Origin of the sequence: Nocardioides kongjuensis (assembly GCF_013409625.1) — a bacterium.
GTDB lineage: Bacteria > Actinomycetota > Actinomycetes > Propionibacteriales > Nocardioidaceae > Nocardioides > Nocardioides kongjuensis.
This window is the reverse complement of sequence record NZ_JACCBF010000001.1, coordinates 4,263,891-4,278,460: the sequence shown is the minus strand read 5'-3', so window position 1 is coordinate 4,278,460 and position 14,570 is coordinate 4,263,891. Positions and strand designations below refer to the sequence as shown.

The window sequence follows — 14,570 nt, the reverse complement described above, 5'->3', positions numbered from 1 at the left end:
CCTAGGCGACGGGTAGAACATGTTCTAGAGGAACGACACGCCGGGGCGCCGCCCCGATTCCGGCGACAGATGCAACCCTCGGACCCACGAACGGCCTTGGGGTAGTCGTGACGACGTGGTCTCGGGAGTCTCGGGAGGGGGTGAGCGGCGCGTGGACGCCGAGTTCGCCGCATTCGTGGCGGCGAAGCAGCACGGCCTCCTGCGCTACGGCATGCTCCTGACCGGAGGCGACCCGCACACCGCCGCCGACCTCACCCAGGAGACCTTCCTGCGGCTCGGTCGGCGCTGGCGGCACGTCCGCGACGTCGAGCACCAGGACGCGTACGCCCGCCGCACCATGACCCGCCTGTGGTGGACCCGCAGCAAGCGCGACCGGCGCGAGCAGCTGCGCGCCGAGCCCGAGGACCGGGCGGCGAAGGAGACCGGACCCGACTGGGAGTCCGAGGTGTGGGCCGCCCTCCAGCAGCTCCCGCCGCGGCAGCGCGCGGTCCTCGTGCTGCGCTACTACGAGGACTGCTCCGAGAAGGAGATCGCCGAGGTCCTGGCCTGCCGGCCCGGCACGGTCAAGAGCCAGGCCAGCCGCGGCATGGCGAGCCTGCGCCGGTTGATGGGCGTGGAGCTGACCGACGGGGACGTCGTGGGGAGGTCGGGCGATGAGTGACCTCGAGCGGCAGCTGCGCGCCTTCGTCCACGACGGCGACGTCCCGGTCCCCCACGTGCCCGACATGGTCGAGCGGGTGGCGGCCGGCCAGCGCCGGCACCGGCAGCGGCGGCTGGCCGTCGTCGCCGCCGCGGCCTGCGTCGTCGCCGGGATCGGCGTCGCAGGGGTCGTGCTCCGGGGCGGTCACGACCACGCCCCCGGCCCGGCGGCGTCCCCGGCGTGCGGCACGGTGACCATCCGGTCGGTCGGGGTCGGTCCCGACGAGCTCCTGCTGGTGCTCGACGGCCCGGCGGCCCGCCCGTGCGCCCTCGGCCAGGGAGTGCGGATCACCGTCGGCACCGGTGCGTCCGCGACCAGCACCACCGTGCCCGCCACCGTCACACCGGTCCTGCTCGGTGTCGGGCAGCGCGCCATGGTGCAGTCGTCGTGGCGCAACTGGTGCGGGGAGGCGAACCCCGTTGCGCGCGTCGACTTCCCCGACGGGTCGACCGCGACCGCTGAGCTCGGTCCCGACACCCCGACATGCACCGATCCTGCGACGGCGTCCTCCTTGGATTTCCGCCGGACGCAGCTCGTCGACGTCCCCACCGGCGAGAGCGAGGAACCGAGCCCCGGCCAGGGCGCCTCCTAGCGCATCCGCACCGAGCTGGCCGCGCGGTCGAGCGCCCCGAGGTACCCGGCGCTCGACACGAAGCCGTAGGCCGCGCCGGCGTACCAGGCGTGGTTCCAGACCTTGAAGTCGCAGCGGGCGTAGCCGACACCCGAGCGGATCCGGTTGCGCCACTCGGGGGTGAGCGTCGGCCAGGCCCACTCGACGCCCGGGTCGTCGTCGCAGCCGGCGGGCGCCTCCATGACCAGTGCGGCGCCGGTGGCGTAGGTGCCGTCGTAGAAGATCGCGGTCACGACCGCTGCTGCCAGGGGTGCGCCGGGCGCGCGCAGGCCTTCGCTCCGGGAGTCCGCCAGCCCGGCCTCGATGGCCGCCACCGTGGCCGGCGCCGCGAGGTCGGCGGTGCTGAACCCCTCGGCAGGCTCGCCGGTCACCGCCTCCAGCAGCGCGTCGGCGCTCGGGTAGCACTGCACCCGGCCGGTGGTCGCCTGCATCAGGCAGGCCTCGTCGGTCGCTGTCGCCGCGCCGGCCGGCGTACCTCCCGGCAGGGCAACCGCTGCCAGCGCCGCCACTCCCACCGCGAACCTGCTCGTCATCGTGCGCACCGCTCCACCTCCACCAGGGCCCATGCTCCGGATCGGTCCGACGCAAACACCTTCGCGGAGGCGGATCAGCCCTTCTTGCGGGTGAGGAAGGCGGTCATCGCCTCGCGCGCCTCGTCGGAGCCGAACAGGCGGGCGCTCAGCTCGACCAGCTCCTCGCCGTGGGTGTCGATCCGCTCGAGGAGGTCGGCGGCGAGCAGCCTCTTGGTCTCACGCAGGCCCTGGGCGGCACCGGTCGCGAGCTTGCCGACCACGTCGTCGACCCTCGCCCGGAGATCGGCGGCGGGGACGGCGAAGGTCGCGAGCCCGTACGACGCCGCCTCGGCCCCGCTGAAGACCTCGCCGCCGAGGGCGGTCCAGGCCAGGCCGCGCGGGGTGAGCCGCGGGAAGACGGTGAGCGAGATGACCGCGGGGGTCAGGCCGAGCTTGACCTCGGTCAGCGCGAAGGTGGCGTCGTCGGCGACGACCACGACGTCGGAGGCGGCCACGATGCCGATGCCGCCGGCGCGGGCGGCGCCCTCGACGACGGTCACGACCGGCTTCGCCGAGGCCACGATCTGGCGCTGCAGGGCCACGATCGCCCGCGCCCCCTCCTGCATCGGGACCGTCGAGGCCTCCGAGAGGTCGGCGCCCGAGCAGAACACCCGGCCCGACGACCTCAGCACCACCACGCGTACGTCGTCCGCCGCGTCCGCCGTCGCGAGGTGGCCGACCAGCTCGGTGACCAGCTGCCGCGAGAGCGCGTTGCGGTTGTGCGGCGAGTCGAGGGTGATCGTCGCGATGCCGTCGGCGACGTCGAGGTGGACCAGCTCGGCGGGTGCGTCAGTCATGCGGGCCATCCTGCCGCGTCGCACCCACCGGCTGGCCGGGGCCCGCATGCCGGGCTCACGACCAGCTCCACCGGTCACGCCGGCCGGGGACTCGTGCGGCGGCTCGCTACGCCTCGGGATGGATGGGCGTCTTCGGCAGCTTCTTGACCCGGGCACGGCGCTTGGGTCGCGCGGGGATCATCGAGCGCATCTCCTCCAGCTTGCCGAAGCACAGCAGCCGGTCCTCGGCCTCCAGCACGTGGTGCGGGAAGGGGTTGGGGATCACCAGGGTGCCGCGGTGGAGCGTGAGGACGGTGATGTCGCGGTCGCGCAGGCCCGAGTCGCCGATCGACTTGCCGACGAGGTCGGCGTCGCCGTGGACGACGAGCTCGGCGACGCCGTACCCGGTCGAGACGGACAGCCGCTCGCGCACGTCGATCTGCGGGAAGGCGACCTGGTTGTCGATGTAGTCGATGATCGCGCCGGCCACGTCGAGCTTGGTGGCGGTCTCGATGCCCTCCAGGCCCGGGGAGGAGTTGACCTCCATGACGAGCGGGCCGGACTTGGCCTCGAGCATGTCGACACCGGCGACCTTGAGGCCCATGATCTGGGCGGCGCGCACGGCGACCTGCTCGTACGCCGGGTCCAGGTCGACCCGCTCCACGGTGCCGCCACGGTGCACGTTGGAGCGGAACTCGTCGCCCTGCGCGACGCGGCGCATCGCCGCGACGACGCGGTCGCCGACGACCAGGGCGCGCACGTCGCGGCCCCTCGACTCCTTGACGAAGCGCTGGATGAGGACCTGCTGCTTGGTGCTCTGCAAGGTCTCGATGATCGCCTCGGCGACCTTGATGCTCGGCGCGAGGATGACGCCGATGCCCTGGGTGCCCTCGAGCAGCTTGATCACGACCGGCGCGCCGCCGACCCGCTCGATGGCGGGGATCACGTCGGCGCGGTCGCGGACGAAGGTCGTCGCGGGCATGCCGATGTTGTGGCGCGACAGGATCTGGGTGGCGCGCAGCTTGTCGCGCGAGTTGGCGATCCCGTTGGCGGTGTTGGGCGTGTAGACGTCCATCTGCTCGAACTGGCGCACGACGGCGGTGCCGAAGTAGGTGATCGAGTTGCCGATCCGGGGCAGCACCGCGTCGTAGTCCGAGAGCTGCTTGCCCCGGAACTGCAGGTCGGGCTCGTCGCCCGACAGGTCGATGGCGAAGCGGAGCGTGTTGAGCACCTTCACCTGGTGCCCCCGGTCGAGGGCGGCGGTGCGCAGGCGCTGGGTGCTGTAGGAGCGCGGGGCGCGGGAGAGGATCGCGAGCTTCATACCCGACCTGATTGGATTGGCTTGTGGACGCCGCCCATTCAACCAGTCCTCCGGTGGTCGCCGGATGGCGCGAGTGGGTGCGCCTGCCCGCACTGGGAGTCGGCCCCGTCAAGGCCAAGCTCGACACCGGTGCCCGCACGTCGGCGCTGCACGCCTTCGACCTCCACGAGTTCGAGCGCGACGGCGTCGCCTGGGTCCGGTTCTCGATCCACCCGTGGCAGCGTTCGGCCGAGGACGCGGTCTACGTCGAGTGCCCGGTCCACGACCGGCGGACGATCCGCAGCTCGACGGGCCACACGCAGCAGCGCATCGTGGTCCTCACCGAGCTCGAGCTGCTCGGGCGCACCATCACCACCGAGGTGACGCTCACCCGGCGCGACGAGATGGGCTTCCGGATGCTGGTCGGCCGCGAGGCGCTGCGGCAGGGCTTCCTCGTCGACTCCGGCCGCTCCTACCTCGGCGGCCGCCCGCCGCGCAGGGTGCGGCGCAAGAACCGCGGACGCTCCGAGGTCACCTCCTGATGGCACTGCGGGAGTCGTTCGCCATCGGCAGCGTGCGCGTCCGGGCGGGCTCGGCCAAGGAGGTCGAGCTCCCGATCACCCGGCTGGTGACCGGCGGCGACATCAGCCTGCCGGTGCGCGTGGTCCACGGCCGCGAGCCCGGGCCCACGGTCTGGGTCAACGCCGCCATCCACGGCGACGAGGTGATGGGCGTCGAGGTGGTCCAGCAGATCGTGGCGAGCCTGTCGCCCAAGACGCTGCGCGGGACCCTGGTCGCCGTACCCGTCGTCAACGTGTTCGGGTTCATGACCGGCGACCGCTACCTGCCCGACCGCCGCGACCTCAACCGCTCGTTCCCCGGGTCCGCCCGCGGCTCGCTGGCCAGCCGGATCGCGCACCTGTTCATGACCGAGGTCGTCAGCAAGTGCGACGTCGGCATCGACCTGCACACCGCCGCCGACCGCCGCAGCAACCTCCCCCAGATCCGCGCCGACCTCGACGACCCGCGCACCCGCGAGCTCGCCGACACCTTCGGCGCCCCGGTCATGCTGCACGCCCGCCTCCGCGACGGCTCGCTGCGCCAGGCCGCCCGCGACCGCGGCGCGCGGGTGCTGCTCTACGAGGCCGGCGAGGCGATGCGCTTCCAGGCCGAGCCGATCGCCGTGGGCGTCGCGGGCGTACGACGCGTGCTCGCCTCGCTCGACATGATCGAGCCCGACCCCGCCTGGGCCGACCACCCCGCACCGGCCGAGTCCCGCTCCAGCGCCTGGGTCCGGGCCCGCGGCACCGGCATCCTGCACCTCGAGGTCAAGCTCGGCGAGCGCGTCGAGACCGGGCAGCGCCTCGGCGGGCTCTCCGACACCTTCGGCCGCCGGGTCCGCCTGGTCCACGCCGACCGCGACGGCATCGTGATCGGGCTGACCCGCGCGCCGATCGTCAACGCGGGCGACGCGCTCGTGCACATCGCCACGCCCGTCTGACCCATCCCTGCAGGGGGTCCGCGACGAACCCCCTCCATGCGAAAGCTCATCTGGGCCGGGTACGGCGTCCTGGCGACCCTCGTCGGCATCGGGCTCGCCCACCTCGCGGCCGCCCTGACCGACCCGGCCGCCTCACCGGTGCTGGCGGTGGGCTCGGCCGTCATCGACCGGACGCCCACGCCCGTGAAGGAGTGGGCGATCCGGAGCTTCGGGAGCGCCGACAAGACGATCCTCGTCGGGTCGGTGCTCGCCGGGGTGCTGGTGCTGGCGGCGGTCGCCGGCCTGCTGGCCCGCCGCCGGCTCGGGCTCGGGGCGGGGCTGCTGGTCGTGCTCGTCGGCATCGCGGCGGGCGCGGTGCTCACCCGCCCGGAGGCGGAGCCGCTCGACCTGCTCCCGTCCCTCGTCGCGGCGCTCGCCGCCCCGGCCGCGCTGCGGTTGCTGGTCCGGACCCACACCCGCGCGGCCACGAGCGACGACGGCCGCCGCACGGTCCTGCTCACCCTGACCGCGCTCGCGGCGATGGCGGCGGTGGGCGGCGTGGCCGGGCGCCTGGTGGCGGGCCTGCGGGCCCGGCCCGAGGACGTCACCCTGCCCAGCCCGGCCGACCCGGCGCCGCCCCTCCCGCGCGGCCTCGACGACCAGGTCCCCGGCATCACCCGGTTCCGCACCCCGACGGCCGACTTCTACCGGGTCGACACCCGGCTCGACGTCCCCGTCATCGGCGCCGACGACTGGACCCTGACCATCGACGGCGACGTGGACCGGAAGGTCACCCTCGGCTTCGACGAGCTGCTCGCGATGCCGATGGTCGAGCGCGACATCACGCTGACCTGTGTCTCCAACAGCGTCGGCGGACCCTACGTCGGCGGCGCGCGCTGGCTCGGCGTACGGCTGACCGACGTGCTCGACCTGGCCGGCATCGGCTCGACGAAGGCCGACCAGATCCTGTCGACGGACTTCGCCGGGATGACGATCAGCACGCCGCTCGCGCTCGCCACCGACGGCCGCGACGCGCTGGTCGCGGTCGGCATGAACGGCAGGCCGCTGCCGCGCGAGCACGGGTTCCCGGCGCGGCTGGTGATCCCCGGCCTGTACGGGTTCATCAGCGCGACCAAGTGGCTGCGCCGCCTCACCCTGACGACCTACGACGACCACCAGGCCTACTGGACGAAGCGCGGCTGGGCGACCGAGGCGCCCATCAAGATCAGCGCACGGATCGACACCCCCAGGGCGCTGGCCGAGCTCGACGCCGGGGACGTCGTGGTCGGCGGTGTCGCGTGGGCGCAGGAGCGCGGCGGGATCGCCGGGGTCCAGGTCCGCGTCGACGGCGGGCCGTGGATCGACGCGCAGCTGGGCCCGGACGGCGGCGACGACTACTGGCGCCAGTGGTTCCACCGCTGGTCCGCCGCGCCCGGCGCGCACCGGATCGCGGTCCGCGCGGTCGCGGGGAACGGCGAGCCGCAGACCGCCGCCCGTGCCGAGCCCTTCCCCGACGGCGCCAGCGGACTGCACGAGCTGCTGGTCCGCGTGTCCTGAGCCACATCGGATCCCACCCATCCGGATCCGGCACCACTCCGAATCACCCGCACAAGGCACCGATCACCCCTCCACGGAAGGCACCACCATGAAGCTCCAGAAGTTCCGCCGGGTCACCGGCGCCGGCATCGCCGTCCTCGCCCTGTCCGTCTCGCTCGCCGCGTGCGGTGACGACGGGGACGCCGACGCCAAGGACTCCGGCACCACGTCGAGCTCCGACTCGGACATGACGAGCGACGCTCCGGCTGCCGAGGGCGCGGCCGCCCAGACCTTCGGCCCCGGCTGCTCGGCGATCCCGACCTCGGGCGCCGGCTCCTTCGACGGCATGGTCAAGGACCCGGTCGCCACCGCGGCGAGCAACAACCCGCTGCTCAGCACCCTGGTCACCGCCGTCACCAGCATCGACGGCCTGGCCGACACGCTGAACGGCGGCGAGGCGCTGACCGTCTTCGCGCCCTACAACGACGCGTTCGCCGCGATCCCCGAGGACCAGCTGAACGGCCTGGTGACGGAGGGCAAGGAGAAGGGTCAGGACAGCGCGCTCTACAAGATCCTCGCCCACCACGTCCTCGGCGAGAACGACGCTGCCGACGCCGTCGCCGGCGACAAGGAGACCCTCGCGGGCGACAAGCTCACCGTCGAGGGCGACGCGGAGAGCGGCATGACCGTCTCCGACGGCACCGTCACCGCCAACGTCCTGTGCGGCAACATCCCGACGGCCAACGCGACCGTCTACGTCATCGACAAGGTGCTGACCGGGGTCAAGTGACCCGATCCGGGCACTTCCCGCACACCCGCTGAAACCGGAAGGATCACCACCATGGATCCGGTCCCCGGCGACCCGGCCGGCGCCCCCCACCCGGGGGCGCCGGCCGGCGGTCACGGTCCCGACCTGGGCGCCCTGCTGCGTCAGTCCGCCCGCGGCGACAGTACTGCCTTCGCCACGCTGTACGACGCCACGGCGGCTCGCGTCCACGGCCTCGCGCTGCGTGTGGTGCGCGACCGGGCGCAGGCCGAGGAGGTCACCCAGGAGGTGTTCCTCGAGGTGTGGCGCCAGGCGAGCAGGTACGACGCCGCCCGCGGCAGCGCGCTCGCGTGGCTGATGACGATCACGCACCGCAAGGCGGTCGACCGGGTGCGCAGCGCCGAGGCCGCGAGCCGGCGCGACGCCACCTGGGAGCAGCGCAACCAGGGCGTCGAGCACGACACGACCGCCGAGGCCGCCCACGCCTCGCTCGAGGCGCACCGCGTGCGCGCGGCGCTCGGCCAGCTCACCGACGTCCAGCGCGAGGCGATCGAGCTGGCGTACTTCGGCGGCTACACCCACACCGAGGTGGCCGCCCTCCTCGACCTACCGGTCGGGACAGCGAAGACCAGGATCCGCGACGGCCTGATCAGGCTGCGCGACACGATCGGAGTAGGACGATGACCGGTCCCGACCAGACGCCCGGCTGGGACGTGCACGCGCTGGTCGGCGCGTACGCCGTCGACGCGCTCGACCCCGACGAGCGGGCCGCCTTCGAGGCCCACCTGGCCCAGTGCGCCGAGTGCCGCGACGAGGTGGACGGGCTGCGCGAGGCCGCGGCCGTGCTCGGGAGCGCCGAGCCCGTCGAGCCGCCTGCCGCCGTGCGGGACCGCGTCCTGGCGGAGATCACCCAGATCCGGCCGCTGCCGCCGCAGAGCACGCCTGCGCCTGGGGGGGCGCCGGTCGAGCTCGCCGCGGCCCGGCGTCGGCTCCGGCCGCTCCGGCCGGGGCGGACCGGCCACCTGCTCCTGGTGGCCGCGGTCCTCGTCCTGGTGGCCGCGGCAGGGGGACTCCTGCTGCGGCCCTGGGCCGACGACAACCCCCGCGAGCCGGCGCTGACTGCTGCCGAGCGGGTCCTGGCCGCCACCGATGCGACGTCGGTCGACAAGAGGTTCCCGGACGGGTCGACCGCCACCATCGTGATCTCGCGCAGCGAGGGCCGCGCCGTGATCCGCACGAAGGACATGGCGCCGGCACCCGACGGCAAGGTCTACGAGCTGTGGCTGCAGACCCCCGCCGGCGAGATGGAGCGAGCCGGCCTGATGCCCGACCTCCGCGACGCGACGGTCCTGCTGGACGGGGACGCCTCGCGGGCCACCGGGGTGGGGATCACGGTCGAGCCCGACGGCGGTTCCGACCAGCCCACCAGCCAGCCCATCGCGTTCTTCACCCTGGACTCCTAGGGGACCGGCCATGACCACGACTCCACGGCGGATCGCCGTGGTGGGCTCCGGCGTCGCCGGACTCACCGCTGCCTACCTCGCCTCGCGCCCCTCCGCCGGCGCCGACGTGACCCTGCTCGAGGCCGACGACCGGCTCGGCGGGCATGCCGACACCCACACCGTCACGGACCCGACCGGTCGCGAGCTGCGCATCGACAGCGGGTTCATCGTCCACAACCGGCGCACCTACCCGGTGCTGACCCGGATCCTCGACGAGCTCGGCGTACCAACCCAGGCCTCGGAGATGTCGATGTCGACCAGCGACGAGGTGACCGGCCTGGAGTGGGCCGGCGCGCTCGGCAGGCGCGGGCTGTTCCCGGCCGGGGCGGGCAACCAACGCAACCCGGCGTACCTGCGGATGCTGGCCGAGGTGCCGCGCTTCCACCGGGCCGCGCGCCGGCTGCTGGCTGCCCCGGACGAGGGTGACCTGACGACGCTGGCGGCCTTCCTCGACCACCACGGCTTCTCGCCGTACTTCCGGCGGCACTTCATGGAGCCGCTCGTCGCGGCCGTGTGGTCCTGCGACCCCGACACGGCGCTGGACTACCCGGCGGCATACCTGTTCGCCTTCCTCCAGCACCACGGCATGCTCGCGGTGTTCGGCTCCCCGCCGTGGCGCACGGTGAGCGGCGGCTCGGCGACCTACGTCGCGGCGATCGCAGCAGCGGTCGAGGCGGCGGGCGGCCGGATCCGCACCTCGAGCCCGGTCCACGCGATCGAGGAGACCGAGAGCGGCGTCGAGATCACCACCCCCGAGGGCCGGGAGACCTACGACGCCGTGGTGGTCGCGACCCACCCGGACCAGGCGCTCGGCATGCTCGCCGCCCCGACCCGGGAGCAGAAGGAGGTGCTCGACGCGATCCCGTACTCGAGCAACACCGCCCTGCTGCACACCGACACCCGCCTGCTGCCCCGCGCCCGCGACGCGTGGGCGTCGTGGAACTTCCGCCGGCCGAGGGTCGCCCAGGAGCGGGTGCAGGTCACCTACGACCTGACCCGGCTGCAGCGCCTGCCGACCGACACCCACTACCTGGTGACCCTGGGCGGCGAGGACGCCGTCGACCCCGCCACGGTGCTGGTGCGCCGCGAGTACGCCCACCCGCTCTACACACCGGAGTCCGTGGCCGCCCAGGCCCGGCTGCCCCGGATCGACACGGACCGGGTCGTGTTCGCCGGTGCCTACCACGGCTGGGGCTTCCACGAGGACGGTGCGCGCTCCGGGCAGCGGGCGGTCGAGCGGCTGGGCCTGCTCGCCCCGCCGCGCCCGGCCGCCACGACGTACGCCACGACCCTGGTCCACCGGCGCCGCGAGCCCGTGCGCAACGCGTTCACCCACCACTCCCACCTCAGCGTCGTCGACCTCGACCAGGTCGCCGCCGACGGGTCGGTCGACGGCGTGCCGGGCCGGTTCCTGGGGCGTGACCACTTCGGAGGCGACACCTCGTCGGTGCGCGAGGGCGTGGACCGGTTCCTCGCCGCGCACGGGATCGACCTGCGGGGCGGCCGGGTCCTGACGGCCACCCACCCCCGGGCCCTCGGGCACTGCTTCAACCCGATCACGGTCCACTGGTGCTGGGCCGCGGGCACGCAGACCGGCCACCCCGCAGCCACCGTCGTCGAGGTGCACAACACCTACGGCGACCGGCACGCCTACCTGCTCGACCCGGAGCGCACCAGCGCCGACGGACGCCTCGTCGTCGACAAGGCCATGTACGTCTCGCCGTTCCACGGCACCGACGGCCACTACGAGGTGCTCGCCCCGCCCCCCGACCCCACGACCGGCCGGCTCCACCTGGGTGTCCGGCTGGTCACCGGCGAGGGCGCCCGGTTCGACGCGACGCTGACCGGCACCCCGACGTCCCCGCCCCGGCTGCCCCTCGCCGGCCTGCGCGGTGCGGCCCTCATCCGTGCCCACGGAGTCGCGCTGTGGGCACGCCGCCTCCCCGTCCAGCCCCGACCGCACCACTCCCCCGAAGGAGGGCCCCGATGACGCTCACCGCCTCCCCCGCCACCGCCTGGCCCGGACTGGCACCTGTCCCCGAGGGCGGGCTGTCCGCCCGGATCGCGGAGCGACTGTTCCGCTCGGCCGTCGCCCGTCGCCACGTCACCGTGCGGCTGCACCAGCCCGACGGCACGATGGAGCAGCTCGGACTGGGCGGGCCTGCGGTCGTCGTGCACCGGCCGGCCGAGCTCTTCGCCCGCATCGGCCGCGACAAGCTGATCGGCTTCGGCGAGGCGTACCTCACCGGCGCCTGGGCCGAGGACGGCATCCCCGGGGACGGCGTGCTCGGCGACTTCCTGACCGTCCTGGCCGCCGACATGGCGGACCTGGTGCCCCGCAGCCTCCAGCGGTTGCGCGCGGTCGTGTCACCCCGCCTCCCGCGCAGCCAGCGCGGCACGCGCGAGAACACGCGAGCCAACGTGGCCCACCACTACGACCTGTCCAACGACCTGTTCGCCGCCTTCCTCGACCCGACGATGTCCTACTCCAGCGCCCTGTTCGAGGACCTGGGGACCGCGTTGTGGGAGGACTTCGCCGCCGCCCAGCAGCGCAAGGTCGACCGGCTGCTCGACCGGGCAGGGGTCGGGCCGGGCACCCGGCTGCTCGAGATCGGCACCGGCTGGGGCGAGCTCGCGGTCCGCGCCGCTGCCCGCGGTGCGAGCGTGCGGTCGATCACGCTCTCGGTCGAGCAGCAGGCGCTGGCCCGCGAACGGATCGCCGTGGCCGGGTTCGCCGACCGGGTGCGCGTCGACCTGTGCGACTACCGGGCGCTGCTCGACGAGCCCGCCGGCGCCTACGACGCGGTCGTGTCGGTGGAGATGATCGAGGCGGTGGGACGGGAGTTCTGGCCGACGTACTTCCGCACCATCGACCACGCCCTCGCTCCCGGCGGACGGGTCGCGCTGCAGGCGATCACGCTGCCCCACGACCGGATGCTCGCCACCGGCTCGACGCACACCTTCATCACCAAGTACATCTTCCCCGGAGGCGCGCTGCCGTCGGTTCGCGCGATCGAGCAGGTGACCGGGCGCCACACGGGGCTGCGGATCACCGACGACCTCGCGATGGGCCGCCACTACGCTCCGACCCTGCAGCGCTGGGACCGCGCCTTCCTCGCCCAGCACGAGCGGGTCGCCGAGCTCGGCTTCGACCCCACGTTCGTGCGGATGTGGCACTTCTACCTGGAGTACTGCCGCGCCGGCTTCGCCGCGGACTACATCGACGTGCACCAGCTGGTGCTGGCCCGGCCGGAGGAGGACCGATGACGACGACCGTCGCGAGCGACCTCGAGCAGGCGCTGCGCCCGTTCGTCGGCGGCGACCTGCCCGTGCGGCTGGTCGCCTGGGACGGCACGACGGCCGGCCCGGTCGACGCTCCGGTCGTGGAGCTGCGCTCGCCCGACGCACTGCGCCGGCTGCTGTGGCACCCGGGCGAGCTCGGCGCTGCCCAGGCCTACGTGAGCGGCGAGCTCGACGTGCCCGGCGACCTCGACGCCGCCCTCACCCACGCCTTCTCCGTCGCTGCCGAGCGCGACCTGCCCGGTAGGCCCTCCCTGCGCGCGATGGCCGGCGCGGTGCGGACCGCGCTGGGCCTCGACCTGCTCGGCCGGCCGCCTGCACCGCCGGCGACCCAGGCCAGGGTGCGCGGCCGCCTGCACAGCAAGGACCGCGACCGCCGCGCGATCAGCCACCACTACGACACCACCGCCGACTTCTACTCCTTGGTCCTCGACGAGCGGACCATGGCGTACTCCTGCGGCTACCACTCCTCGCCCGACCAGCCGCTGGCCGACGCGCAGGAGGCCAAGCTGGACCTGGTGTGCCGCAAGCTCGGTCTGGAGCCGGGGATGCGACTCCTCGACGTCGGCTGCGGCTGGGGCTCGCTGTCGCTGCACGCTGCGGAGCACTTCGGCGCCCGGGTGGTCGGCGTGACGATCTCGGCGGAGCAGCGGCGGTTCGCGGAGGCCGCGGCCCGGCGCCGGGGCGTCGCCGACCGGGTCGAGATCCGGCTGTGCGACTACCGCGACGCCGTCCCCCTGCCGGGTGCCGAGCACGACGCGGTGGCGTCGCTGGAGATGGGCGAGCACGTCGGCGAGCGGAACTACCCGACGTACGCACGGGTGCTGCACGACGCCGTGCGTCCCGGCGGCAGGGTGCTGGTGCAGCAGATGTCACGCGGCGCGAACCACCCCGGCGGCGGTCCGTTCATCGAGTCGTTCATCGCGCCGGACATGCACATGCGCCCGGTCGGCGCGACCATCGGCCTGCTCGAGGCGGCGGGGCTGGAGCTGCGCGGGGTGGAGGCCCTGCGCGAGCACTACGTGCTGACCGTCGCCGGCTGGCTGGCACGCTTCGAGGAGAACCTCGACGCCATCACCGCCCTGGTCGGCGAAGAGCTGGTCCGGGTCTGGCGGCTCTACCTCGTCGGCGGGTCGATGGCCTTCCGGGACGGACGGATGGGAGTCGACCAGCTGCTGCTGCGGAGGCCCGCATGAGCGTCGTCGTCAGCATCGCCCTGTCCGTCGCCGCCGCGGCGGTCGTGATGGCGCTGACCGCAGTGGTCGCCCGCCGCCAGGGCCGGGTGGCCGTCGTCGACGTCGCCTGGGGGGTCGCGTTCGCCGGGGCTGCGCTGGTGTGTGGGGCCGGCGCGGCCGTGGCGGAGGTGGGTACGCCGTGGCGCACCGCGCTCCTGGCCGCGCTCGTCGTGCTCTGGGGCGCACGCCTGGCCTGGCACATCGGGCGTCGTACGGCGGCGCACCGGGGCGAGGACCCACGCTACGAGAAGCTGCTCGGTGGCACCCTCGCCGAGGTCGGGATGGCCCGCGCCGTGCGGAAGGTGTTCGCGCTGCAGGGTGCGATCGTCCCGGTGATCGCGCTGCCCGTCTCGGTCGGCACGGTGCTCTCCGTGCGCTGGGTCCCGGTCGTGGTGGCCGGCGTGGTGGTCTGGGCGGTCGGGCTGTTCTTCGAGGCCGTGGGCGACGCCCAGCTGGCGGCGTACCGCTCCCGGCCGCGCGAGGAGCGCCCGCAGGTGCTGGACACCGGCCTGTGGGCGTGGACCCGGCACCCGAACTACTTCGGCGACGCGTGCGTGTGGTGGGGCCTGTGGCTCGCCGGCGGGCTCGCGTCCGGGTGGGTCGCCGGCCTGGCCACGCTCGTCGCCCCGCTGGCGATGACCTGGTTCCTCAGCGAGGCGACGGGGGCGAAGCTGATCGAGCAGACGATGATGCGGCGACCCGGCTACCCGGCGTACGCCGCCCGCACCGCGCGCTTCGTCCCGCGGCCCCCGCGCCGGGCGTGACGCCCTAG

15 protein-coding genes are annotated in these 14,570 nt (G+C 74.0%); 12 read left to right on the top strand and 3 right to left on the bottom strand.

The window, feature by feature from the left end:
• Positions 1-151 precede the first annotated feature (151 nt).
• Together BJ958_RS20605 and BJ958_RS20600 are read left to right on the top strand one after the other, a co-directional pair.
• Positions 152-661: a SigE family RNA polymerase sigma factor gene (locus tag BJ958_RS20605; protein ID WP_179728723.1), complete on the top strand. Its 510-nt coding sequence runs from the start codon at positions 152-154 to the stop codon at positions 659-661.
• Positions 654-1,292, top strand: coding sequence for a hypothetical protein (locus tag BJ958_RS20600; RefSeq protein WP_179728722.1), 639 nt, complete (start codon positions 654-656; stop codon positions 1,290-1,292). Before BJ958_RS20605 ends, BJ958_RS20600 begins: the two co-directional genes overlap by 8 nt.
• Here BJ958_RS20600 and BJ958_RS20595 read toward each other — a convergent pair.
• From BJ958_RS20595 to BJ958_RS20585, 3 genes are all read right to left on the bottom strand, one after another.
• Positions 1,289-1,873 carry a hypothetical protein gene (locus BJ958_RS20595; protein WP_179728721.1) on the bottom strand — a complete coding sequence of 195 codons (585 nt, stop codon included), beginning with the start codon at positions 1,871-1,873 and terminating at the stop codon, positions 1,289-1,291. The genes BJ958_RS20600 and BJ958_RS20595 overlap by 4 nt on opposite strands.
• Positions 1,874-1,938: 65 nt before the next feature.
• Complete coding sequence (locus BJ958_RS20590; RefSeq protein ID WP_179728720.1) at positions 1,939-2,700, bottom strand: enoyl-CoA hydratase-related protein; 762 nt, start codon at positions 2,698-2,700, stop codon at positions 1,939-1,941.
• Between the two features lie 106 nt (positions 2,701-2,806).
• Entirely contained in the window at positions 2,807-4,000 is a 1,194-nt protein-coding gene (locus BJ958_RS20585; RefSeq protein WP_179728719.1) for a RimK family alpha-L-glutamate ligase, read from the bottom strand.
• A gap of 53 nt (positions 4,001-4,053) precedes the next feature.
• On the opposite strand from BJ958_RS20585, the gene BJ958_RS20580 reads away from it, so the two are divergent.
• The 10 genes from BJ958_RS20580 (at position 4,054) to BJ958_RS20535 (ending at position 14,562) form a co-directional block, all read left to right on the top strand.
• The gene (locus tag BJ958_RS20580; protein ID WP_273521926.1) at positions 4,054-4,521 is read left to right on the top strand and encodes a putative ATP-dependent zinc protease; all 468 of its coding nucleotides are present in this window, start codon (positions 4,054-4,056) and stop codon (positions 4,519-4,521) included.
• Positions 4,521-5,480: a succinylglutamate desuccinylase/aspartoacylase family protein gene (locus tag BJ958_RS20575; RefSeq protein WP_179728717.1), complete on the top strand. Its 960-nt coding sequence runs from the start codon at positions 4,521-4,523 to the stop codon at positions 5,478-5,480. The genes BJ958_RS20580 and BJ958_RS20575 overlap by 1 nt, the downstream gene beginning before the upstream one ends.
• A 36-nt stretch (positions 5,481-5,516) precedes the next feature.
• On the top strand, positions 5,517-7,016 hold the full coding sequence (locus tag BJ958_RS20570; protein ID WP_179728716.1) for a molybdopterin-dependent oxidoreductase: 1,500 nt from the start codon (positions 5,517-5,519) through the stop codon (positions 7,014-7,016).
• Positions 7,017-7,104: 88 nt separating this feature from the next.
• Positions 7,105-7,785, top strand: coding sequence for a fasciclin domain-containing protein (locus BJ958_RS20565; protein WP_179728715.1), 681 nt, complete (start codon positions 7,105-7,107; stop codon positions 7,783-7,785).
• Positions 7,786-7,836: 51 nt separating this feature from the next.
• Positions 7,837-8,445 carry an ECF RNA polymerase sigma factor SigK gene (sigK, locus tag BJ958_RS20560; RefSeq protein ID WP_179728714.1) on the top strand — a complete coding sequence of 203 codons (609 nt, stop codon included), beginning with the start codon at positions 7,837-7,839 and terminating at the stop codon, positions 8,443-8,445.
• Positions 8,442-9,224, top strand: a complete 783-nt coding sequence (locus BJ958_RS20555; protein ID WP_179728713.1) for an anti-sigma factor — start codon at positions 8,442-8,444, stop codon at positions 9,222-9,224. The genes sigK and BJ958_RS20555 overlap by 4 nt, the downstream gene beginning before the upstream one ends.
• A 10-nt stretch (positions 9,225-9,234) precedes the next feature.
• Positions 9,235-11,253 (top strand): FAD-dependent oxidoreductase, encoded by a 2,019-nt coding sequence (locus BJ958_RS20550; protein ID WP_179728712.1) that lies wholly within the window; start codon positions 9,235-9,237, stop codon positions 11,251-11,253.
• A complete protein-coding gene (locus tag BJ958_RS20545) occupies positions 11,250-12,530 on the top strand; it encodes a class I SAM-dependent methyltransferase (protein WP_179728711.1) in 1,281 nt (426 codons plus the stop codon). The genes BJ958_RS20550 and BJ958_RS20545 overlap by 4 nt, the downstream gene beginning before the upstream one ends.
• Complete coding sequence (locus tag BJ958_RS20540) at positions 12,527-13,759, top strand: SAM-dependent methyltransferase (RefSeq protein WP_179728710.1); 1,233 nt, start codon at positions 12,527-12,529, stop codon at positions 13,757-13,759. The genes BJ958_RS20545 and BJ958_RS20540 overlap by 4 nt, the downstream gene beginning before the upstream one ends.
• Positions 13,756-14,562 (top strand): DUF1295 domain-containing protein, encoded by an 807-nt coding sequence (locus BJ958_RS20535; protein WP_179728709.1) that lies wholly within the window; start codon positions 13,756-13,758, stop codon positions 14,560-14,562. Before BJ958_RS20540 ends, BJ958_RS20535 begins: the two co-directional genes overlap by 4 nt.
• Positions 14,563-14,570: the final 8 nt, after the last annotated feature.

Excerpts from the sequence above, each read along its gene's own strand:
- BJ958_RS20550 (WP_179728712.1), top strand. The coding sequence starts at position 9,235 with ATGACCACGACTCCACGGCGGATCGCCGTGGTGGGCTCCGGCGTCGCC.
- BJ958_RS20575 (WP_179728717.1), top strand. The coding sequence starts at position 4,521 with ATGGCACTGCGGGAGTCGTTCGCCATCGGCAGCGTGCGCGTCCGGGCG.
- BJ958_RS20555 (WP_179728713.1), top strand. The coding sequence starts at position 8,442 with ATGACCGGTCCCGACCAGACGCCCGGCTGGGACGTGCACGCGCTGGTC.
- BJ958_RS20540 (WP_179728710.1), top strand. The coding sequence starts at position 12,527 with ATGACGACGACCGTCGCGAGCGACCTCGAGCAGGCGCTGCGCCCGTTC.
- BJ958_RS20545 (WP_179728711.1), top strand. The coding sequence starts at position 11,250 with ATGACGCTCACCGCCTCCCCCGCCACCGCCTGGCCCGGACTGGCACCT.
- BJ958_RS20585 (WP_179728719.1), bottom strand. The coding sequence starts at position 4,000 with ATGAAGCTCGCGATCCTCTCCCGCGCCCCGCGCTCCTACAGCACCCAG.
- BJ958_RS20535 (WP_179728709.1), top strand. The coding sequence starts at position 13,756 with ATGAGCGTCGTCGTCAGCATCGCCCTGTCCGTCGCCGCCGCGGCGGTC.
- sigK (WP_179728714.1), top strand. The coding sequence starts at position 7,837 with ATGGATCCGGTCCCCGGCGACCCGGCCGGCGCCCCCCACCCGGGGGCG.
- BJ958_RS20590 (WP_179728720.1), bottom strand. The coding sequence starts at position 2,700 with ATGACTGACGCACCCGCCGAGCTGGTCCACCTCGACGTCGCCGACGGC.
- BJ958_RS20570 (WP_179728716.1), top strand. The coding sequence starts at position 5,517 with ATGCGAAAGCTCATCTGGGCCGGGTACGGCGTCCTGGCGACCCTCGTC.
- BJ958_RS20600 (WP_179728722.1), top strand. The coding sequence starts at position 654 with ATGAGTGACCTCGAGCGGCAGCTGCGCGCCTTCGTCCACGACGGCGAC.
- BJ958_RS20565 (WP_179728715.1), top strand. The coding sequence starts at position 7,105 with ATGAAGCTCCAGAAGTTCCGCCGGGTCACCGGCGCCGGCATCGCCGTC.